The sequence below is a fragment of the Cupriavidus sp. H18C2 genome (genome assembly GCF_049393795.1).
In the GTDB taxonomy this organism is placed as follows: domain Bacteria; phylum Pseudomonadota; class Gammaproteobacteria; order Burkholderiales; family Burkholderiaceae; genus Cupriavidus; species Cupriavidus pauculus_C.
Genome location: NZ_CP186010.1, coordinates 246,102 through 267,416, shown reverse-complemented (window position 1 = coordinate 267,416; position 21,315 = coordinate 246,102). Strand labels below are relative to the sequence as shown.

Genomic DNA, 21,315 nt, shown 5'->3' with positions numbered 1-21,315 from the left:
ACTGTCGGTCAATCCGCGCCGGACACCGCCCGTGCGGCCCGGGTTTATCCTTTCGCACCACCCACAAAAGTTCAGGCAGCCCTCATGCGTAAGACGCTCAAGAACATTAGCCTTGTCTCAGTCGGTGTCGTAGCCGGCGTGCTGGCCACGCTGCAGATCTCCGCGACCGCGCAGAACAGCTCCGGGCCGCTGCCGCTGGACCAGTTGCGGCTGATGTCCGATATCTTCGGGCAGATCAAGCGCGAGTACGTGGAGCCGGTGGACGACAAGAAGCTGCTGACCGAGGCCATCAAGGGCATGGTCGCCAGCCTGGACCCGCACTCGGCCTACCTGGACGAGAAGGACTTCAAGGAACTGCAGGAAGGCACCCGCGGCCGCTTTGCCGGCCTGGGCATCGAGATCTCGCAGGAAGAGGGCCTGGTCAAGGTCATCAACCCGATCGAGGACACCCCCGCCTTCCGCGCCGGCATCCAGCCCGGCGACCTGATCACCCGGATCGACGACAAACCCGTGCGCGGCCTGCCGCTGGAGCAGGCGGTCAAGCGCATGCGCGGCGAACCGGGCACCAAGGTCACGCTGACGATCTACCGCAAGAGCGAGGAACGCACGTTCCCGGTCTCGATCACGCGCGCCGAGATCCGCGTGCAGTCGGTCAAGACCAAGATGCTCGACAACAACACCATCGGCTGGGTGCGCCTGACGAGCTTCCAGGAGCGCACCGTTGCCGACCTGGGCCGCCGCCTGAAGGACATGGCGGAGAAGAACCCGAACCTGAAGGGCATCATCCTGGACCTGCGCAACAACGGCGGCGGCGTGCTGCAGGGCGCCGTGGGCGTGGCGGCGGCGTTCCTGCCGGACGACGCCACCGTGGTGTCGACCAACGGCCAGGTGCCCGACGCCAAGCGCGTCTACAAGGCGACGTTCAACAACTACCGCCTGTCGTCGCTGGAGGACGATCCGCTCAAGGACCTGCCGCCGCAGTTCAAGAAGATGCCGATGATCGTGCTGACCAACGCCTACTCGGCGTCGGCGTCCGAGATCGTGGCCGGCGCGCTGCAGGACCACAAGCGCGCGCTGATCATGGGCAAGACCACGTTCGGCAAGGGTTCGGTACAGACCGTGCGCCCGCTGACCAACGACACCGGCATCAAGCTGACCATCGCGTACTACTACACGCCGTCGGGCAAGTCGATCCAGGCCAAGGGCATCCGCCCGGACATCCCGGTCGACCAGAATCCCGAAGGCGATCCGGATGACGCACTGATCACGCGCGAGATCGACACCGAGCGCCACCTGCATAACAAGCAGGAATCGGAAGAGCCGGAAATGAACGAGCGCGAGCGCCGCCGCGTGGATGAACTGCGCCGCCTGGAGGAAGAAAACTCCAAGAAGACGCCGGAAGAGCGTGAGAAGGATCGCAAGAAGAAGCCGGTGGAATTCGGTTCGGCCGACGACTTCATGCTCCAGCAGGCCATCGCCCAGCTCGACGGCAAGCCGGTGCAGCGTTCGAAGTCGCGCCTGGAAGCCACCGGCACCGCCGGCAAGCCGGACACCAAGGAAGAAAAGGCCGGCAAGCCCGCGGCCAAGCCGGCCGCCAAGCCCGCTCCGGCGCCGTCCAAGCCCGCGCCGGCCAGCCAGCCGCCCGCGAGCGCGCCGATCGGCCAGCCCCTGGGCACGCCCACCGGCCAGAAGTAGCGGCGTCAGGCCGCGCGCCCCGGCGCGCGGCACGCCACCATCCTGCGGCCCGCGGTATTGCACCGCCGGGCCGTTTTTGCTGGAAGCCGAGCCATGAACGACGATCAGCTGCTGCGCTACTCGCGCCATATCCTGCTGGACGAACTGGGGATCGAAGGCCAGGAGCGCCTGCTGGCCGGCCATGCGCTGGTCATCGGCGCGGGCGGGCTGGGCGCGGCCGCGCTGCCCTACCTGGCGTCGGCCGGCGTGGGCCGCATCACCATCGTCGATGACGACGCGGTGGACCTGACCAACCTGCAGCGCCAGATCCTGCACACCACGGCCAACGTCGGCCGCCCCAAGGTGGAATCGGCCCGCGAAGGGCTGCTGCGGATCAATCCCGACATCGCCGTGCAGACGGTGGCCCGGCGCGTGGGCGATGCCGAACTGGACGCCCTAGTGGCGAACGCCACCGTCGTGCTGGACTGCTGCGACAACTTCGCCACGCGCCAGGCGGTGAACCGGGCCTGCCTGAAGCACCGCAAGCCGCTGGTATCGGGCGCGGCGCTGCGGTTTGACGGCCAGGTCAGCGTCTACGACCTGCGCGACCCCGAGGCGCCGTGCTACGGCTGCCTGTTCCCGCCGTCCGAGCCAGCCCCCGAAGCCGCGTGCGCGACGATGGGCGTCTTTGCGCCGCTGGTCGGCATGGTCGGCACGGTGCAGGCCGCCGAGGCGCTCAAGCTGCTGACCGGCGTGGGCCAGACGCTGGCCGGACGGCTGCTGATGGTCAATGCGATGACGATGGAATGGACGACGATGCGCCTGGCGCGCACGGCCGGCTGCGAGGTCTGCGGCGGACGGCACTGAGCCGCGGCGCCTTCGCGCCAAAAAACAAGGCGACCAGGCGGTGGAGCCCCCTCCCCGCGTGGTCGCCTTTTTTCGTTTCCAGTCCGCGATCGGTCTGGATGAAGACAAGAATCCGAATGAGAACGGTTATTCACCTGGTCCGCACCCGGGCGTGGCGCCATGCCGCGCCACGCGCCTGAGCGGGCCGCGCCTGCCTGTGGCGGCAGCGGCCGGGCCCTGCCGGCGGCTTACTGCTCGCCCGGCTCCATCTGCGACTGCAGGTAGTTCTGCAGGCCGACCTTGTCGATCAGGTCCAGTTGCGCTTCCAGGTACTCGATATGCTCTTCGGTGTCCGTCAGGATATCGACCAGGATTTCGCGGCTGACGTAGTCGCCGACCGATTCGCAGTACGCAATGCCTTCCTTGACCGTGGCGTGGGCGGTCTGCTCCAGCTTCAGGTCGCACTTGAGCATTTCGGGCGTGTCTTCGCCCAGCAGCAGCTTGTGCAGGTCCTGCAGGTTCGGCAGGCCGTCCAGCATCAGGATGCGGTCGATCAGGCGGTCGGCGTGCTTCATCTCGCCGATCGATTCCTTGTACTCGACGTCACCGAGCTTCTTCAGGCCCCAGTGGCGGTACATGCGTGCGTGGAGGAAATACTGGTTGATCGCGGTCAGCTCGTTCTTGAGCTGGGCGTTCAGGTGCTGGATGACTTTCTTGTCACCTTTCATAGGGGGCTCCGGTTGCAGACAACGATGGACCCGGCGTACGAGAGGCGACTCAGCAAATAGACAAGCGCGCGAAATGACAAAACGCGCCGCGGAGCCAGTCCGTGGGCGCGCTTCTCAATTCACGCGTTGTTCGGTGAGATTCTGCTTAACGGATCACGCCACCAGCGCGGTGCGTTGATCGTTCGCGACTGCCGGGTCACGAGCCTCCATTATGGCATGTGACGCAGCCGGCGAACAGGCCGGAATCTCGACGACCTGGATGGTCGACAGCTTGGAGGCCTTCATCGTCTGCACGGCTGCAACGCCTTCGCAGAGCACCTGGCTCGCGCAGTCGCGGCAGCGGCCGCAGCAGGTCCCGACGCCCAGCGTCTCGGCCAGCTCGTCCAGCGTGGTCACGCCAAGATGAGCGGCACCATGGATCTCATGGTCGGTAACCTGATTGCAGATGCAGACGTACACAACTACCTCCTGGGGGCTGCGTCGGCACCGGCATGCCGTACGCGATGGAAGGCAGAATAACAGAGATCGAAAATGATAACAATTCCCATTAAACGCGATGCGCCGGCCTCTGCACGCGTGCCATGGCCAAGCATCCTGCAAGGACTTTCAGCGCCACTTTTCGGGAGAAAAGTGCCGTTTTCGACGCCGATTCGGCCGACCAATACCCCTCGCCGGTTCAGGGTTGTTGCGGCGCCGCGTCAGCCTTGCAACTGCTTCAGGGCCACCGCCAGCTCGTCGGGCTCGTAGCAGGCCAGGATCTGGTCGACCACCTTGCTCAGGCGCCCGCAATCGGCGTGGATGACCTCCTGCTTCACGCGCAGCAGCTGGGCCGGGTGCATCGAGAACTCGCGCAGCCCCATGCCCAGCAGCAGCCGGGTCATGGCCGGGTCGCCCGCCATTTCCCCGCACACCGCCACCGGCACGCCCGCGTGGTTGGCGTCGCGGATCGTCCGGGCGATCAGTTGCAGCACGGCCGGGTGCAGCGGGTCGTAGAGGTGCGCCACCGCGTTGTCGGCACGGTCGATGGCCAGCGTGTACTGGATCAGGTCGTTGGTGCCGATGGACAGGAAATCCATCCGCTTCAGGAACAGCGGCAGCAGCAGCACGGCCGCCGGGATCTCGATCATCGCGCCGATCTTGATGCCCGGATCGTACGGCTGGCCGCGCGCGTCCAGCTGGCGCTTGGCCTGGGCGATCAGGTCCAGCGTCTGGTCGATCTCGCTGGCGTGGGCCAGCATCGGGATCAGCAGCCGCACCGGGCCGAAGGCCGACGCCCGCAGCAGCGCACGCAGCTGGGTCAGAAACATGGCCGGCTCGGACAGCGACCAGCGGATTGCCCGCAGCCCCAGCGCCGGGTTCAGCGCGGTCTCGAATTCGTCGGCTAGGCCGTCCAGCGGCTTGTCGGCGCCCACGTCGATGGTCCGGATCGTCACGGGCAGGCCGTGCATGGCCTCCACGGCGTTGCGGTAGGCCAGGAACTGCTCTTCCTCGTCCGGCATCTCGCTGCGCCGGTTCATGAACAGGAATTCAGAGCGGAACAACCCCACGCCCACCGCGCCGGCCGACAGCGCCGCGCCGGCGTCCTCGGCCAGTTCGATATTGGCAAGCAGTTCGATCTCCAGCCCGTCCAGCGTCACCGCCGGCATGTGCCGCAGCCGTTGCAGCCGCTTCTTTTCCAGCGCCCGCTCGCTCTGGCGGTGCCGGTATTCCTCCAGGATGATGGCCGACGGGTCGACGATCACCAGCCCCGCGTCGCCGTCGATGATGATCCAGTCGTCCTGCCGGATCAGCTCGCTGGCGCTCTTGACGCCCACGGCCGCCGGGATGTCCAGGCTGCGCGCGACGATGGCCGTGTGCGACGTGCGCCCGCCCAGGTCGGTCACGAACCCGTGGAACATCGTGTGCTTGAACTGGAGCATGTCGGCCGGGCCGATGTCGTGGGCCACCACGATCACGCCGGGCGCCGCCTCGCCGTCGGGCGCCAGCGCGGGCACCGGGGCCGGCGCCAGCACCGGCGCGCCAGCCAGCACCTTCAGGATGCGCTCCACCACCTGCTGGATATCGGCCTTGCGCTCGCGCAGGTATTCGTCCTCGATCTCGTCGAACTGGCGCATCAGTTCCTCAAGCCGCGTGGTCAGTGCCCACTCCGCGTTGTAGCGGCGCTGCAGGATCAGCGTCTCGGGCTCGCGCGACAACGCCTCGTCGTCCAGGATCATCGTGTGGACGTCCAGGAACGCGCCCATTTCCTCGGGCGCGTCGCGCGGCAGGTCGCGCTTCAGGACCGCCAGTTCCGCCCGCACGGCCGCGCGCGCCGCGCGCAATCGCTCCACCTCGGCATCGAGCCGGTCTTCGTCGACCAGGTAGTGCGATACGTCCAGCGCCGCCGGCGCGAGGATATGGGCCCGCCCGATGGCGACCCCACGAGAAACCGGAATGCCGTGCAAGGCAAAGGGCATGACCCGCTCCGTCAGGAACGTTGAGGAATTCTGTTAAGGGCGCCGGGCCTCACTCGCCTTCGCCAAAGCGGTTGGCGATCAGCGCCAGCAGCGCGTCCATCGCTTCCTGCTCGTCGGGGCCGTCGGTCTCGATCGTGACCGTCGAGCCAATGCCGGCGGCCAGCATCATCACGCCCATGATGCTCTTGGCGTCGACCTGGCGCCCGTTGCGGGACATCTTGACCTGGCTGTTGAAACTGCCCGCCAGTTGCGTGAGCTTGGCGGACGCGCGGGCATGGAGCCCGAGCTTATTGATGATGGTGGTGTCCCTCTGCAGCATATTTATCGGGATGGTTTGCGGTTTGGTTCTGGACGGTGGTGGTGCCAATCTGCAGCACGCCCTGCGCGCCGCCGGCCAGCGCCTTGGTGGCAAGCTGGTCGAGCTTTTCGGCCCGGTAGCAGATGGCGCGCACAAGCATGGGAAGGTTCACGCCAGCCAGCACTTTCACGCGGCCGGGTTCGGCCAGGCGGGCGGCGATGTTGGCGGGCGTTGCGCCAAAGATGTCGGTCAGCACCAGGGCACCGTTTTCCTCGCAGACCGCTGCCAGGCTGCGCTGCGCGTCGGCCAGCACGGCAGCCGGATCGGCATCGGCCACGACGTCGATTGCCTCGACCCGGGGCGGCTGGCCACAGTAGACGTGGGCAGCGCAATCGCGCAGCGCCGAAGCCAGCGGCGCATGCGCGATGATCAGAATTCCTGCCATGATGGTGAATCCGTTGGATTGCCTCGGATTGTAGCAGGCAGCCCCCCGGCCCTCCCCGCGATTTGGTACGCCCGCCGGACTGTGGTGCCGTCGCATCATGGCGGCACCGGTCCGGCCGATGTCAGCGCCGCTCGCTGGCCACCGCCTCTTGGAGCGCGTCGATGAACATCGCGCCAACGTTGAAGCCCGTCTGCTGCGTGATTTCCTGGAAACAGGTCGGACTCGTCACATTTACCTCGGTCAGATAGTCGCCGATCACGTCCAGCCCCACCAGCAGCAGGCCCTGCTTCCACAGGCCCGGCGCCAGCGTCTCGGCGATCTCGCGGTCGCGCGCGCTCAGCTCCTGGGCGCGGCCGATGCCGCCCGCCGCCAGGTTGCCGCGAATCTCGCTGCCCTGCGGGATGCGCGCCAGCGAGTACGGCACGGGCTTGCCGCCAATCAGCAGGATGCGCTTGTCGCCTTCCTTGATCGCCGGGATGTAGCGCTGGACCATCAGCGTGCGGGCGCCGTTGTTGCCCAGCGTCTCGACGATGGCCCCCAGGTTCATGCCGTCGGCGCCCACGCGGAAGATGCCCATCCCGCCCATGCCGTCCAGCGGCTTGACGATGATGTCCTGGTGCTCGGCGTGGAAGGCCCGGATGCGGCCGGCGTCGCGCGTGACCAGCGTCGGCGTGACGAACTGCGGATACTGGCCGATCGCCAGCTTCTCGGAATGGTCGCGGATGGCCTGCGGCCGGTTGAACACGCGCGCGCCTTGGCGTTCGGCCAGTTCCAGCAGCCAGGTGCTGGTCACGTATTCCATGTCGAACGGCGGGTCCTTGCGCATCAGCACCGCGTCGAACGTGGCCAGCGGCAGCACGGCGGCCTCGCCCAGGCGGAACCAGTCGTGCGCGTCGTCGAGCAGTTCGAGCGGCCGGACCACGGCTTCCACCACGTCGGCCGCCAGCGAAAGCTGCGACTGCAGGCAGAAGAACAGTTCGTGCCCGCGCGCCGCCGCCTCGGTCATCATGGCGTAGGTGGAATCCTTGTAGGTCTTGAAGGTTTCCAGCGGATCGGTGATGAAGAGGATGCGCATGATGGCTCGTCGCGTTCGGCGTCAGGTGAAAAGGACCGGCCCGGGCGTGCCGGGCCGTGTGCGGGCATGACCGGCGGGCCGGCGCCCGGGGATCAGAGGATCGGGTTCGGGTCGGTCTTCTCGAGTTCCAGCGACGCCGCCAGCAGCGCCAGCCGCGCCACCACGCCATACATGTAGAAGCGGTTCGGCACGGCCGCGCCCGGCTTGGCATGGCTGTCCGGAATACCGTTCGGCGCAAAGGCCAGCGGCACGAAATGCATGCCCGGCGCGTTCAGGTTCTCGTCGTTGCCGCGGCCGGTGTGCACGCGGTAGAAGCCGCCCACCACGTAGCGGTCGATCATGTAGACCACGGGCTCGGCCACGGCCTCGTTGACCTTCTCGAACGTGTGCACGCCTTCCTGGATGATGACGTCGGAGACCTCCAGGCCCTCCTTGACGACGCTCATCTTGTTGCGTTCCTTGCGGTTCAGGCCCTTGACCTCGGCCGGGTCTCGCACGGTCATGATGCCCATGCCGTAGGTGCCCGCATCGGCCTTGACCACCACGTACGGCGTTTCCTTGATGCCGTACTCGCGGTACTTCTTGGCGATCTTCTTCAGCACGCCTTCCACGGCATCGGCCAGTTCTTCCTCGCCAATCCGCTCGTGGAAGTTCACGCCCGACTGGCGCGCGAAGTACGGGTTCACCATCCACGGGTCGATGTCGATCAGCTTGGCGAACTTCTTGGCCACTTCGTCATAGGCCGCAAAGTGGCTGCTCTTGCGGCGCGTGGACCAGCCCGCGTGCAGCGGCGGCAGCAGGTACTGCTCCTGGATGTTCTCCAGCACCGGCGGGATGCCGGCCGACAGGTCGTTGTTCAGCAGGATCGAGCACGGGTCGAAATCCTTGAGCCCCAGGCGGCGGCCCTTGGAGCCCAGCCGCGCCAGCGGCTCCACGACCAGCGTCTGGCCATCGGGCAGTTCAATCGGGGTAGGCTCGGTGATTTCCTCGGACAGCGACCCCAGCCGCACGTTGAGCCCGGCCTGGCGCATGATCAGCGACAGCCGCGCCACGTTCTGCAGGTAGAACATGTTGCGGGTGTGGCGCTCGGGAATCAGCAGCAGGTTCTTGGCGTCCGGGCAGATCTTCTCGATCGCGGCCATGGCGGCCTGAACGGCCAGCGGCAGCATTTCGGGGGCGAGGTTGTTGAAACCGCCCGGGAACAGGTTCGTGTCGACGGGCGCCAGCTTGAAGCCGGCATTGCGCAGGTCGACGGAACAATAGAACGGCGGGGTATGTTCCTGCCATTCCAGCCTGAACCAGCGCTCGATGGACGGGGTGGCGTCCAGGATCTTCTTTTCCAGCTCGAGCAGCGGACCGTTCAGCGCGGTGATGAGGTGCGGGACCATATCCATCCTAAGGAATCAGCTTTATTGTCCGCCCCGATTGTAAGGGAACGGCTATCACCCTGCTGGCTCCGGCCGCATAACCATATGCGGCGGCCGGCTTTGGGGATGGGGAGATGGGGACGATGGCCCGATTTCAAAGGCCGGTGCGGCCCGGCGCGGCGCCGTGGGCCGTAATGGGCATAAAAAAAAGCGCGGCATCACGCCGCGCTTTCAAATGGCCTGACAGATACGGGGAGCGTTCTGCAGGTGGAGGAAACTGCCTCATTGGCACTCTAGGCCCGCGCCCCCTTAAAGACAATTGAGACTTTTTAAGATCCGATTTAAGCACCCTGCGAATATCGCCGGGGCAACATCTGTATCGGGTCGCCAGCGGGCCCAACGCCGGCGAAAGTATCGCCTAATCCACATCAACGCCGGCTAACGCACGACTTCGAGCCGGTCGACCTCCACGTGCGGCTGCCCGATGACCTTACGCTCGAATTCGCCGGTCAGCCTGACCTCGCGCTTGTCGTCAATCGCCGGATGGTGTCCGGACAGCAACTGGTGGTCGATCTCGACACGCATCTTGCCGGTGGCATCGGCAAACTCGTAGTCCTCGCCGCCCAGGTGCCGGACGATCCGCCCCTGCAGCAACACCTGCTGGTCGTCACGGCCCTGCGCCAGCAGGTCCTTGACCGTGGTGGTGGTAGAGACAGCGCCCGGCCCCGCGTACTGCGCCTGTGCGGCGGCGGACGCCAGCACGGCGCCGGCGACAAGGATCCATCTGGAGAATCGTGGCATGGCTGGTACCTCCATGTGGTGGATGGGGGACGCCCGACCACCATACGCCGGCCCGCCACGCCCGGTCTTGATCCAATAAAAAAGCCCCGGCACATGGCCGGGGCTTGAGGTGTATCAACTCAAGCCAGTAAGGCCCTACCCGGCGACACCCGCCGCCACCGCATCACCCGACAAGGTCCGCTTCCATGCGGACCTTTTCTTTTTTGTTCCAACATCGCAAATTTTCGTGTTTCTGCGATTTTTGCCAGGACAGTCCGCTGCTAGTTTCCGGACCCTGCACGCCACGCTTCTCCGCGCGTGTGACATCTGCCGGCGCGAGGGTCGGCCAGTTTCCTACTTGGCATAAAAAATCGCAGCATGGGTCGAAGTTCGGTTTATTGGTTGAGCCGCGCCATTCCAGCGGCGGGCGTGTGGTGGGGCGGACTGGCGCTGGCGCAGGTGCCGCCCGACGTCGCGGATGCGGTGCGCCGGATGCAGCGCGAGCAGAGCCAGCAGTTACAGCGGGAGCGCAGTGTCGAAGACGCCAGCGAGCGTGCCCGTCAGGTTCAGGCGCCCACCGTGGCGCTGGAAAGCGGCGCCCGCCCTTCGGACGCGTTCTCGGCAGACCTTCCCGCGGAGTCAGCGTGTTTCGACATCGCCACGTTGCTGCTCGAAGTACCGGCACAGATGTCGCCTGAGACCCAACGCCTCGGCGCCAGCGCTTTGCCGATGGACCCTTTCCGCTTCGCACAAGACTACCTCGACCGCTTCGCGGGCCAGTGCATCGGCCGCGAAGGCATCAACACCATCGTCCGCCGGCTCGGCGCCCAAATTCTCGGGCGTGGCTACACCACGACGCGCGTGGCCGTGCCGGCACAGAACCTGGCTTCCGGCACGCTGCGCCTCACGCTGATACCCGGCGTGATCCGGCAGATCCGCTTCGCCGACGCGGCTACGCGTGGCACGTGGCGCACGGCCTTCCCGGCGCGCCCGGGCGACCTGCTCGACATCCGCGACCTCGAACAAGGTCTCGAACAGATGAAACGCGTGCCGAGCCAGGACGTAGAAATGCAGATCGTGCCCGCCGAGCTGCCCGGCGAATCCGATGTCGTGATCACGGTGAGACGGCAGAAACCGTGGAAGCTGGTGGCCGGATTCGACGACAGCGGCAGCCCGGGCACCGGCAAGCTGCAAGCCAACGCCTCGGTGGGCATCGACAATCTTCTGGGGCTGAACGACCTGTTCAACCTCGGCGGCAGCCACGATGCCAACACTGGCCAGGGCGGTCGCGGCACCTGGGGCGCCAATGCCAGCTACTCGGTGCCCTGGGGCAACTGGACCTTCGGCGCCAGCGCCAGCACCTATCAGTACTTCCAGCGCATCGCCGGCCACAACGAGACGTTCGAGTCGAGCGGCGATTCCAGATCCGCCGAGCTGAAGGCCCAGTACCTGCTGCAGCGCGACCAGTTCCAGAAGAACACGCTGCAGTTCCGGCTGGGCAGGCGGTGGAGCCACGCGTTCATCGCCGATACCGAGATCCTGAACCAGCAGCGCAACACCACGTTCGCCGAGCTGGCGTGGCTGCATCGGCGGCAATTGGGCCCGGCCCAGCTCGATCTGCAACTGGCCTACCGCTTTGGCGTGCCGTGGTTTGGCGGCCAGACGCAGGTCCGCACGCTGGAACCCGACGCGCCAGGCCTGCGCAACAGGTTTCTCTATCGCGTGGCGGTGCTCGATGCCACGCTGGCCGTGCCGCTCAGCCTGCCCGTGGGCGATTCGCGCCGTCTGCCGCTGCGCTACGTCACCACGGTTCATGGCCAGTACACCGGGCAAGCCACGTTCTCCAGCGAGTTCCTGTCGATCGGCAACCGCTGGACCGTGCGCGGCTTCGACGGTGACCTGACGCTGGCCGCCGAGCGCGGTGCCTACTGGCGCAACGACCTCGAAGTGCCGCTCGGCGGCAGCGGCTACACCGCCTACCTGGCGCTCGACGCGGGCACCGTGGGCGGTCCCAGCGCTGCATGGCTGGCTGGCCGCACGCTGGCCGGCACCGCCGTGGGCCTGCGCGGCAGCCCGTTCCGGGGCCTGTACTTCGATGCCTTTCTCGGCTGGCCGCTCTACCAGCCCGACACCTTCCCGACCCGCAAGCCGACCGGTGGCTTCTCTGTCTCCTATCAGTACTGAACGCGGCCCGCAGCGCGCCTGAATCGTCGATCATGAACAGCAATCGCTATCGCCTGGTTTTCAACAAGATGCGCGGCATGCTCGTGGCTGTTGCCGAGTGCGCGGCATCGCGCGGCAAGTCCGCCGGGGGCCAGTCTGGAGCGCGTGCCGCGCCGGCCTCGCCCGTGCTCGCGACGCTGCGTGCCATCGCCTGGAGCGCACTGCTGCTGCTCGGCGTGGTGCACGGGGCGGCGGCCCAGATCGTGGCCGACCCCGCCGGGCGGGGGCCGGGCGTGACCACGGCACCGAACGGCGTGCCCCTGGTCAACATCAACCGGCCTTCGGGCGCCGGGGTGTCGCACAACCAGTACCAGCAGTTCCCGGTCGATGGCCGGGGCGCGATCCTCAACAACGGCGCCGCCATCAGCCAGACCCAACTCGGCGGCCATGTGCCCGGCAACGCCAACCTTGGCACGAGCGGCCCGGCCCGGATCATCCTGAACGAGGTAACTGGCGGCAGTCCGTCCCGGCTCAACGGTTTCGTGGAAGTGGCGGGCCAGCGTGCCGATGTGGTGATCTCGAACGGCAATGGCATCTCAGTGAACGGCGGGGGCTTCATCAACGCCAATCGGGCCACGCTGACCACGGGCGCACCGGTATTCGGGGGCGATGGCAGCCTGGCCGCCTTCCGGGTCACCCGCGGCGGCATCCAGGTGGAAGGGACAGGCTTCAACGGCTCGGGCCTGGAGCAGGTGGACCTCGTGGCGCGCTCGGTCACGCTGAATGGCAAGCTCTGGGCCGACAGCGCCAATGTGGTCTCCGGAGCGAACCGCGTGGACTACCCGGGCCTTGGCGTGCAGGTGATCGAAGGAGAGGGGGCGCGGCCCACCGTGGGCATCGATGTGGCCAGCCTCGGCGGCATGTACGCCAACCGTATCCGGCTGGTGGGCACCGAGGGTGGCGTCGGCGTACGCAACGCGGGCACCCTGGCGGCGCAGGCCGGCGATTTCTCGATCGACAGCGCCGGGCGCGTGGTGCTTGGCGGAACCACTTCGGCCACCGGCGCGCTCACGGTGCGCGGCGCGCAGGGTATCGATAACCGTGGCTCGACGGCCGCTGGCGACGCGATGACGCTGGCCAGTGACGGCTCGGTCGATAACACTGGCACCTTGATTGCCGGCGGCGATCTCGCCCTGGCGGGGCAGACGCTGCACTCGACTGGCACGCTTGCGGCAGGCATCGACGCGAACGGCAAGGCCAGCCAGTCCGGCAGCCTGCGCCTGAAGGCGGGGAGCGTCGCCACGGCGACTGGCGACAACCTCGCCGGCCAACGCGTGGAGATCGATGCGGCCCGCATCCAGCTCGGCGGCAGCCGGACCCAGGCCGGGGCCGATATCGCCCTGACGGCGCGCAGCGGCGGCGTGGGGTTGGCCGGCGCGCGCGTGTACGCAGCGGGCAGGCTGGAGGCCGAAGCGCGCGGATCGATCGACACGCGCGGCGCCCAGGTTGCGGCGGCCACGATCGACGCGAAGGCATCAGGCGACATCGACAACTCGGGCGGCACGCTGGAGGCAACCGGCTCGCTGGACGTGGAAGCCGGCGGCAAACTCGCCAATGCCAACGGCCGGATCATCAACACCGGCACGGGCAGCACGCAGGTGGCGGCCGCGACGATCGACAACACGGGCGAGGCCATGCTGGGCGGCAATGGCGATGCCAGCATCCGGGCGGATCGGATTGCCAATACCGCCGGGGGGCAACTGGTATCGGGCGGTGCGCTCGCCATCGCGGCAGGCGAGTCCTTCGACAATGCCGGCGGCAAGACCTACGCCGGCACCGGCCTGGCGCTTGACGCGCAGGACGCGGCCGTCAGTAACGATGGCGGCAGCCTGGCGGCCGGCACCAGTGCGGTGCTGCGTGCAGGCAGCCTGAGCAACGCGGGCGGCAAAGTCCTCGCGGACGCCGATATCGCGCTCGAAACCGGCCGGCTCACGGGCCCCGGCACGATCCATGCCGGCCGTGATCTCGCACTGACGCTTGGCAGCGCCTATGTCAATGCCGCCGGCAACGTGCTGAGGGCAGAGCGGAACCTGACAATCAAGGCGCACGGGGCGTTCACGAACCAGGCGCGGCTGGAAGCGGTACGGGGTTTGCAGCTCGACGCCGCGCGTATCGACAATCAGGCCGACGCCGTCATCCACGCCGGCACCACCACGCTGACCACGTTGGGGGCGCTGAGCAACGCGGGCCGTATCGAGGGCGATACGCTGACCACCTCCAGCGCCACGCTCGCGAACAGCGGCACCATGCTCGCCGATGTGCTGACCAGTCAGGCGGAGCGCATCGGCAACGATGGCCCCCATGCCGTGATGGCGGCTACCGGCGTGCTGAACCTGTACGGCAGCGCGCTGGTCAGCAACACCAACGGCGCCACGGTCTACAGCCTCGGCGATATCAACATCGCCGCCGATGGCGAGCGCGACGAGCGGGGCCTGCTGAAGCGCCGCACCGCGCGGGTGGTCAACGACAGCAGCACCATCGAGGCCGGCAGCAGCAGCGGCGTGGTGGAAATCGCCGCGCAGGAACTGGTCAATCAGCGCCCCGCGCCCGTGGTGGAGAGCGACACCACCACCGAGACGAAGCACGAGCGGAAGCGCGAAAAGTACGTGCATTGCGCCACGTCCAACGCCTACCCGCAGATGGGATGTACTTGGGCGGTCTGGGCCGGGCCCTACAAGACGCCTGTCGACGGCACGTTCGACGCGGTGCAGATTGTCTCGCACGATACCGGCAAGAAGCGGCTGGTCGTCAACATCAACGGCGTGGCGACCCGGATCGACTACAACACGCTGACGGAGACCGATGGCGTGCTGGCCGTGAACTACTGGGACGGCTACGACCGCGACATCCACTACGACCCGGCCAGCGAGTACGCCACGCGCAACGACGCGCGCAAGAACTGGCAGCGGGTGGAGATCGCCCGGGACACCACGACCACCACCACTACGGAGCGCGACGCCAATCCCGACCAGCGCGGCGCCAACCTGATCAGCGGCGGGGGCATGATACTGGCCAACCTCGGCACGCTGACGAACGCCTACAGCCAGATCGCCTCGGGCGGCGACATGCTGATCGGCGACATGGAACAGTCGGGCGATGTCGCCTCCGGCCAGTTCGGCTCCACCAAGGTCGTCAACACGGGCCGCACGCTGTTCGAACGCACGCGCCATGACATTGTCTCGACCTACGCCTGGAACAAGGAGATCGACAAGGACGTGGGGCCGGTGGTGCAGCCGAGCATCATCGAAACGCCGAAGGAAGTCGGCTCGATCGGCGGCACGATCACCGCCGGAAACAGGCTGACGATATACGGCGGCGGCATCCGCAACGAGGACGTCGGCAAGCTGGACCCGCTGGCCGGCACGGGCAGCACCGGCCTGCCGGGCATCGATGGCGGGGCCACGGGCGGCACGGCGTCGCTGGCCAATACCCCGTTGACGCTGCCGTCGAACGGGCTGTTCCACTATCGCAGCGACCCCGACGCCACGTACCTGATCGAGTCGGACCCGCGTTTCGCCAACTACGGCAACTTCCTGTCGTCGGACTACATGCTGGGTCTGCTCGGCATCGATCCATCGCTGACGCAGAAGCGCCTTGGCGACGGCTTCTACGAGCAGAAGCTGATCCGCGACCAGATTACCGAACTGAGCGGCCGCGTGTACCTGGCCGGCCATGACAATGCCGAGGACCAGTACACGGCATTGATGGCGTCGGGCGTGCAGGCAGCACAGCAGTTCAACATCCTGCCCGGCATGGCGCTGACCGCCGCGCAGATGTCGGCGCTGACCACCGACATTGTCTGGCTGGTCTCCGAGACGGTCACGCTGCCCGATGGCGGCAAGCAGAGCGTCATGGTCCCGCGTGTCTACCTGGCGCAAGCCAACGCCGCGGACCTGAAGCCCAACGGGGCATTGATCGCCGCCGAGGATATCGAACTGCGCGAGTCGGGATCGATGCGCAACAGTGGCGTGATCGACGCCGGCAGCCGGCTGTCGATCGGCGCCGCGCAGGACCTGCACAACCGCGGCGGCACGCTGCGCAGCGCGGGCGTGGCGGCGATCACGGCGGGTCGCGACATCGTCAACGAGTCAGGCCAGATCCGGGCCGACCAGCTCGGGCTCGTGGCCGGCCGCGACATTCGCAACGAGACGCTGTTCGACCAGCAAGGCGTGACGCACGCGGTGGGCAACGCGAAGGCGTCGGCGAGCCTGTTCGGCAGGCCGGCTCGCATCACCTCGACCGGGGACCTGCTGGTCTCCGCCGGGCGCGATGTCAGGCTGGCGGGCGCCACGCTGGCAGCCGGCGGAAACGGCACGGTGGTGGCCGGCGGACAGTTGACGCTCGACGCGCTGGCCGGCCGGACGGCGCAGTCGGTCTATGAGAGCCCGAGGCAGAACAGCGCCGACAGCGAGGTGCGGCACGCCGTGTCGAGCCTCCGGTCAGGCGGCAGCCTTGCCACGAGCAGCGGCGGCGACACCACGCTGCGTGGCGCCCAGGTGCAGGCTGGGGCGGACCTGACGATGATAGCCGGCGGTGACTTCGTCGCCCAGGCCGTGACCGACGAGCGCACGCACGACAGCGTCGGCCGCAGCCGCAAGCACCAGCGCGAAGAACACAGCCGCGACCAGACCACGGTGGGTGTATCGATTTCGGCGGGCGGCAACGCCACGCTGGCGGCCGTGAAGGCCGGCGACAACGGCGGCGGCGTCAAGCGCACGGACGGCAAGGGCAACGTCGAACTGATCGGTGCGACGGTCACGGCCGGCGCCGATGGCAAGGGCGAAGGCGCCCTGACGGTAGTGGGTGACCGCAACGTCACCGTGGCCGAAGCGCGCGAGTTGCACGACAGCAGCCTCGATGTCAGCTCGCGCAGCGGCAGCTTCGTGCGCCGCACGTCGAAGAATGCCAGCACGAGCAGCCGCGCCGACCTCGGCGTGGGCAGCACGCTGTCCGGCGATTCCGTCAAGATCCAGGCCGGCCACGACCTGCTGGTGCGCCAGAGCCAGATTGCCGGCACCACCGGCGTGACCCTGCGTGCCACCGAGGGCAACGTACTCGTCACGGCCGGACAGAACATCCGCGAGGAAAGCCAGTCGCAATCGCGCAAGACCTCGGGCGTGTCCGGCTTCGCCGGGCAGGGCGGCATCGGCGTGGGCGTAGGCAGCAGCCGCGCCAGCAGCGCGAGCCATACGCTGGCCGTCACCCAGAGCGACGCGCGCAGCATGGTCGGCGCCAGCAACGGCAACGTGGTGATCGTGGCCGGCAAGGACGCGGCGATCATCGGCAGCGATCTCGTGGCTGGGCGCCATGCCGCCGAAGCCGATCCAGCGGCGGGCAACATCGATATCCAGGCGAAGAACGTGATGGTCGCCGAGGGCGTGGATCGTATCGCGCAGGATGCCAGCGCCAGCCGCAGGTCGAGCGGCCTGTCGGTGGCATTGGTGGGCACGCCGTTCGACACCTACAAGAACCTCGACGCGGTGCACAAGGACGGCAGCGCCGTGTCCCGCGCGCTTGGCACCGTCAAGGAACTGGGCGCCTCGGCGCTGACCACGCCCCAGATCGCCGTGTCGGCCGGAAGCCAGCGCAGCAGCAGCGAGTTCTCCAGCGTCGCCACGGTCAGTAGCGGCAGCAGCCTGACGGGCGCCGGCAACGTTCGCGTCCGCGCAATCGGCAGCGGAGAGACCGATGCTGCCGGCAAGGCGCTCGACGGCAATATCCTCGCCTCGGGCAGCACCATCAGCGCTGGCGGCGCTGCGCTGCTGGACGCCGAGCGCGGCGTGACGATACAGGCCTCGACCGACACCTACAGCGAGCGCAGCAGCGCCCGCAACAGCGGCTGGAAGATCAGTGGCGCCTCGCCCTCGCTCGGCGACGTGGCCCGGCATATCGGCGGCGGACCGAACAACAGCGGCGTGGGCATGGTGCCTTTCGGCACCGAGCGCGCCAGCAGCAGCGGCGGGGTTGCCAGCAGCCGGCAGAACGCCAGCATGGTGACGGGCAATACCGTCGGCATCAAGGCACGCACTGGCGACATCACGCTGACAGGCAGCGGCCTTGCAGCCGAGGGCGACATCGGCCTGTCGGCTGCCCAGGGCAAGATCGACATCCTGTCCGGCCAGGACACGCTGTCACAACGCAGCGACAGCGCCAGCCGCAAGATCGGCGACCTGGGCGGCACCGGCTACGCGGGCACGGTGGGCATGCGCAGCGAATCGCGCCATGCGGACGGCACGCAGGCCACGCAGAACATGATCCGCAGCCAGGTGGTCAGCCAGACCGGCAACGTGACGATAGTGGCGAAGGACGACATCACCGCGCGCGGCGCCGACATCGCCGCCGGCAACGACCTGACGATGATCGGCCGCAACGTCGTGCTCGACCCCGCCGAGGATGCGGCGAGCCTGAACGAGCGCCACCGCGTGAGTCAGTACGGCACCACGCTCGCGCTGTCCGGCTATACGGTCACGGCGGCGCAGGCCGTCGAGAACGCCGCGCGGGCGGTGGAGGAGAAGAAGGACGGCCGCGTGGCGACGCTGTACGGCGTGCAGGCCGGCCTGGCCGTGGCCAATGGCGTGCAGGGCATTCAGGCGGTGACCAGCGGTGGCACCAGCCCCACCGCCGCGATCAAGGTGACGGCGGGCGTGGGCGGCGGCAGCCAGTCGAGTGAATCGCGCAGCCAGTCGAACACGTTCCAGGGCACGACGGTGAAGGCCGGCAACGCCGTGGCCATCGTGGCGACCGGATCGGGCGGCAAGGACGCGGACGGCTTTGCCGGCGACGGCACCATCAGCGGCCGTGGCGTCCAGATCAGCGGCAGGACGGTGGACCTCAGCGCCGCTCGGGATGTCGATCTGGAAAGCGCCCGGGACCGCACTAGCCTGGACAGCCGCAGCAGCGGCAACAACGCCAGCGTGGGCGTGGGCTTCGGCATCGGCGGCGACCAGAACGGCTTCACCCTCGAACTGGCCGCGAGCCAGCAGCAGGGGAACGCGCGGGGCAACTCGGTGACGAACCGCAATGCCAGCGTGACGGCCGCCGACAAGCTGACCGTCACGAGCGGCCGCGACGCCAATCTCCGGGGCGCACAACTGATCGCCGACACCATCGGCGGCTCGGTGGGCCGCGATTTCAACATCGAGAGCCGCCCGGATACCGACGACTTCACCTCGCGCGAAACGTCATCGGGCATGCAGGCCAGTATCTGCGTGCCACCGTTCTGCGTCGGCACGACCGTCAATGCCAGCGGCACCCACACGCAAGGCAAGACCGACAGCACCTACAGCGCGGTCAGGGAACAAAGCGGCATCTACGCGGGCCAGGGCGGCTTCGACATCGAGGTCAAGGGCAACACCGACCTCAAGGGCGGCATCCTCGCCAGCACGGCCGACCCGGAGAAGAACCGCCTGGTCACCGGCACGCTGACCACAAGCGATATCGACAACCACGCGTCGTACACGAGCGGCTCGTCGACGTTCGTCGGCAGCTACAGCGGCGGCAAGAGCGTGCCGGCCGACACCCCCGACGTCGGCCCGGTCGCCCCGGCCCAGGTGAAGTGGGGCGGCGACAGCAACCTGCTGCAGGGCGTGGCCGGCAGCCTCGCGGCCACTGCCGCCGGCAACGCCCAGAAGGACCTCGGCGGCGACGCGTCGGGCAAGACGAAGAGCGCCATTGCCGCCGGCACGGTCAAGATCACCGACGATGCCGCACAACTGGAAAGGACCGGCCAGACCGCCGACGAAACCCTCGCCAACCTGAACCGCGACACCGAAAACGCGAACGACAGCATCGACAAGATCTTCGACGCGCAGAAGGTCAAGGACCAGCAGGACCTGAACGGGATCAAGAGCGAGGTGGCGCAGCAGGCGGCGCCTTTGATTTACAACAAGGTCGGCGATGTGCTGGTAGGCAGCTCCCCCGGGACCAAGGCCGCCGTCCACGCGCTGGTGGGCGGCCTGATGGCCGAAGCCATCGGTGGCAATTTCACCGCCGGCGCGGCTGGCGGCGCAGCCGCCTCACTGGCCATGGAGGCGTTCGGCCAGGCCCTGCTCGACCAGAAAGACCTCAGCGGGTCGGACCGCAAGGCGCTGGTGCAACTGGCCGGGGCAATCGTGGGAGGGGCTGCGGGAGGAATTGCGGGCGGGACGGTTGGAGACGCGGCGGCCGGGGCGAATGTGGGGAAGGTGGCGACGGAGAATAACTACCTGAACCATACGCAAAAACGGGATCGCGCCGAAGCCATGGCCGCCTGCGCGGACAAAGCCTGCCGGGACAAAGTCCGCGCCGAATACGCCGCCGAATGGAAGAAGAACAAGCGGGAAGTGACGGACTGTTCGACGCAGTCAGAATGTCTGACGCTCGCGCGGGACCTGCGATTGGAACAACAGGCCCAGGGCGAGAGAATGGCCGAACTCCAGGAAAAAGGGCCTGGCAATTGGTCAGACGCAGAGAAGACCGAGTACGCTGATCTACGGTTCGGCGATGCCAGCCTGAATCAATTGCGAACCGTCGCTATCGCCAATGCAAACAAGCTGGCTGGCGATGAGCCGATGGACCCGCAAGAGGTCGCCCGGCTGGTGGCGGATGTTGGGATTGGGGCGGCAGCGGGGATTGGTGGATCAACCACTCCCAAGAATCTTGCCTATCAAGCGGCTCCGTATCACGGGTCCACTGACAACCCGATTAAGAGCCGCGGTCCTGTCAATGGACAAGACGCGCTCGAGAAATCTGTACGGGTAAAAGGGACATCGCCACGACGTGTAGGATTTGATTCGAAAACCGGAGAATTTGTGGTATTCGATCGCACGTTGGGGAATGTTTACCATGGCCACGTCCGCGCATGGGACGATCTTGGCGTCGATATGCAGAATGCTTTGGTTAGAGCAGGCTATGTGAATCGGAAGGGAAAAGTAAAATGACGATGAAGTATCAAGATATTATGGAAATTCCGAAGTCCCAGGTAGACCTCGCATTGGGATCTAATTTGCCGGAGACAGTTGCGAATGCTTGCCTTAGCATTGCTCACTTCGAGAAAGACTGGAAGTGGGTTCTGGAGAGACTGTGCGGGGTCGCCAATGATGTAAGCCAATTGAGTTCATTGAGGAATCTCGCCGTCACCTGTATTGGACACGTCGTGCGGACAAATCCCACAGCGAACACTGACATTATGAGGCACATTCTTGAGCAGTTCGCAAATGACCCAAAAATTTCTGGGGCAGCATCGGATGCCCTGGATGACCTAAAAATCTTCGGCGGTAGAATCGATGCAGATAACGGATAAGCTTTTTCTGCTGGTTATCGTTTTATCTGGATCAATGCATCATGCAGCCGGTGTCATGTGGAATATGTTCGGGTGGATCATACTGAAAGTCCCCGTCGGGAAATGTTGGGGTGGTTGGTATTTTCGATAAAAAAATCATAATC

The 21,315-nt window shown here is 66.8% G+C and carries 13 protein-coding genes; 5 read left to right on the top strand and 8 right to left on the bottom strand.

The genetic code is table 11. The features are described 5' to 3' along the window. The first annotated feature begins 84 nt into the window (after positions 1-84). Positions 85-1,695, top strand: coding sequence for a S41 family peptidase (locus EPAKOI_RS01235; RefSeq protein ID WP_124682575.1), 1,611 nt, complete (start codon positions 85-87; stop codon positions 1,693-1,695). 93 nt (positions 1,696-1,788) lie between these two features. After that, the gene (locus tag EPAKOI_RS01230) at positions 1,789-2,541 is read left to right on the top strand and encodes a HesA/MoeB/ThiF family protein (protein ID WP_423192773.1); all 753 of its coding nucleotides are present in this window, start codon (positions 1,789-1,791) and stop codon (positions 2,539-2,541) included. 227 nt (positions 2,542-2,768) lie between these two features. Here EPAKOI_RS01230 and bfr read toward each other — a convergent pair whose 3' ends face one another. From bfr to EPAKOI_RS01190, 8 genes are all read right to left on the bottom strand, one after another. After that, positions 2,769-3,248, bottom strand: a complete 480-nt coding sequence (bfr, locus tag EPAKOI_RS01225) for a bacterioferritin (protein ID WP_423192772.1) — start codon at positions 3,246-3,248, stop codon at positions 2,769-2,771. Positions 3,249-3,401: 153 nt separating this feature from the next. Beyond that, a complete protein-coding gene (locus EPAKOI_RS01220; RefSeq protein ID WP_124682577.1) occupies positions 3,402-3,707 on the bottom strand; it encodes a (2Fe-2S)-binding protein in 306 nt (101 codons plus the stop codon). Positions 3,708-3,946: 239 nt separating this feature from the next. Next, positions 3,947-5,704 (bottom strand): phosphoenolpyruvate--protein phosphotransferase, encoded by a 1,758-nt coding sequence (gene ptsP / locus EPAKOI_RS01215; RefSeq protein WP_124682578.1) that lies wholly within the window; start codon positions 5,702-5,704, stop codon positions 3,947-3,949. Positions 5,705-5,753: 49 nt separating this feature from the next. Next, positions 5,754-6,023 (bottom strand): HPr family phosphocarrier protein, encoded by a 270-nt coding sequence (locus tag EPAKOI_RS01210; protein WP_019449710.1) that lies wholly within the window; start codon positions 6,021-6,023, stop codon positions 5,754-5,756. After that, positions 5,992-6,447 carry a PTS sugar transporter subunit IIA gene (locus EPAKOI_RS01205; protein WP_124684986.1) on the bottom strand — a complete coding sequence of 152 codons (456 nt, stop codon included), beginning with the start codon at positions 6,445-6,447 and terminating at the stop codon, positions 5,992-5,994. Before EPAKOI_RS01205 ends, EPAKOI_RS01210 begins: the two co-directional genes overlap by 32 nt. A gap of 121 nt (positions 6,448-6,568) precedes the next feature. Further along, the gene (gene gshB / locus EPAKOI_RS01200) at positions 6,569-7,522 is read right to left on the bottom strand and encodes a glutathione synthase (protein WP_423192771.1); all 954 of its coding nucleotides are present in this window, start codon (positions 7,520-7,522) and stop codon (positions 6,569-6,571) included. A gap of 92 nt (positions 7,523-7,614) precedes the next feature. Continuing rightward, positions 7,615-8,910, bottom strand: coding sequence for a glutamate--cysteine ligase (gene gshA / locus EPAKOI_RS01195; protein ID WP_124682581.1), 1,296 nt, complete (start codon positions 8,908-8,910; stop codon positions 7,615-7,617). Between the two features lie 417 nt (positions 8,911-9,327). Next, complete coding sequence (locus EPAKOI_RS01190) at positions 9,328-9,690, bottom strand: NirD/YgiW/YdeI family stress tolerance protein (RefSeq protein WP_124682582.1); 363 nt, start codon at positions 9,688-9,690, stop codon at positions 9,328-9,330. Positions 9,691-10,071: 381 nt separating this feature from the next. Here EPAKOI_RS01190 and EPAKOI_RS01185 point away from each other — a divergent pair, with 381 nt between their 5' ends. The 3 genes from EPAKOI_RS01185 to EPAKOI_RS01175 are packed head-to-tail and all read left to right on the top strand — an operon-like array spanning position 10,072 to position 21,172. Continuing rightward, complete coding sequence (locus tag EPAKOI_RS01185) at positions 10,072-11,853, top strand: ShlB/FhaC/HecB family hemolysin secretion/activation protein (RefSeq protein WP_423192770.1); 1,782 nt, start codon at positions 10,072-10,074, stop codon at positions 11,851-11,853. A 32-nt stretch (positions 11,854-11,885) separates the two neighbouring features. After that, positions 11,886-20,810: a hemagglutinin repeat-containing protein gene (locus tag EPAKOI_RS01180; RefSeq protein ID WP_423192769.1), complete on the top strand. Its 8,925-nt coding sequence runs from the start codon at positions 11,886-11,888 to the stop codon at positions 20,808-20,810. After that, a complete protein-coding gene (locus tag EPAKOI_RS01175) occupies positions 20,807-21,172 on the top strand; it encodes a hypothetical protein (protein WP_124682585.1) in 366 nt (121 codons plus the stop codon). Before EPAKOI_RS01180 ends, EPAKOI_RS01175 begins: the two co-directional genes overlap by 4 nt. Positions 21,173-21,315 lie beyond the last annotated feature (143 nt).

What these genes read in the sequence shown, in the direction of transcription:
- EPAKOI_RS01210 (WP_019449710.1), bottom strand. Translation starts at nt 6,023, where the DNA reads ATGCTGCAGAGGGACACCACCATCATCAATAAGCTCGGGCTCCATGCC.
- EPAKOI_RS01180 (WP_423192769.1), top strand. Translation starts at nt 11,886, where the DNA reads ATGAACAGCAATCGCTATCGCCTGGTTTTCAACAAGATGCGCGGCATG.
- EPAKOI_RS01190 (WP_124682582.1), bottom strand. Translation starts at nt 9,690, where the DNA reads ATGCCACGATTCTCCAGATGGATCCTTGTCGCCGGCGCCGTGCTGGCG.
- ptsP (WP_124682578.1), bottom strand. Translation starts at nt 5,704, where the DNA reads ATGCCCTTTGCCTTGCACGGCATTCCGGTTTCTCGTGGGGTCGCCATC.
- gshA (WP_124682581.1), bottom strand. Translation starts at nt 8,910, where the DNA reads ATGGTCCCGCACCTCATCACCGCGCTGAACGGTCCGCTGCTCGAGCTG.
- bfr (WP_423192772.1), bottom strand. Translation starts at nt 3,248, where the DNA reads ATGAAAGGTGACAAGAAAGTCATCCAGCACCTGAACGCCCAGCTCAAG.
- gshB (WP_423192771.1), bottom strand. Translation starts at nt 7,522, where the DNA reads ATGCGCATCCTCTTCATCACCGATCCGCTGGAAACCTTCAAGACCTAC.
- EPAKOI_RS01230 (WP_423192773.1), top strand. Translation starts at nt 1,789, where the DNA reads ATGAACGACGATCAGCTGCTGCGCTACTCGCGCCATATCCTGCTGGAC.
- EPAKOI_RS01205 (WP_124684986.1), bottom strand. Translation starts at nt 6,447, where the DNA reads ATGGCAGGAATTCTGATCATCGCGCATGCGCCGCTGGCTTCGGCGCTG.
- EPAKOI_RS01175 (WP_124682585.1), top strand. Translation starts at nt 20,807, where the DNA reads ATGACGATGAAGTATCAAGATATTATGGAAATTCCGAAGTCCCAGGTA.
- EPAKOI_RS01235 (WP_124682575.1), top strand. Translation starts at nt 85, where the DNA reads ATGCGTAAGACGCTCAAGAACATTAGCCTTGTCTCAGTCGGTGTCGTA.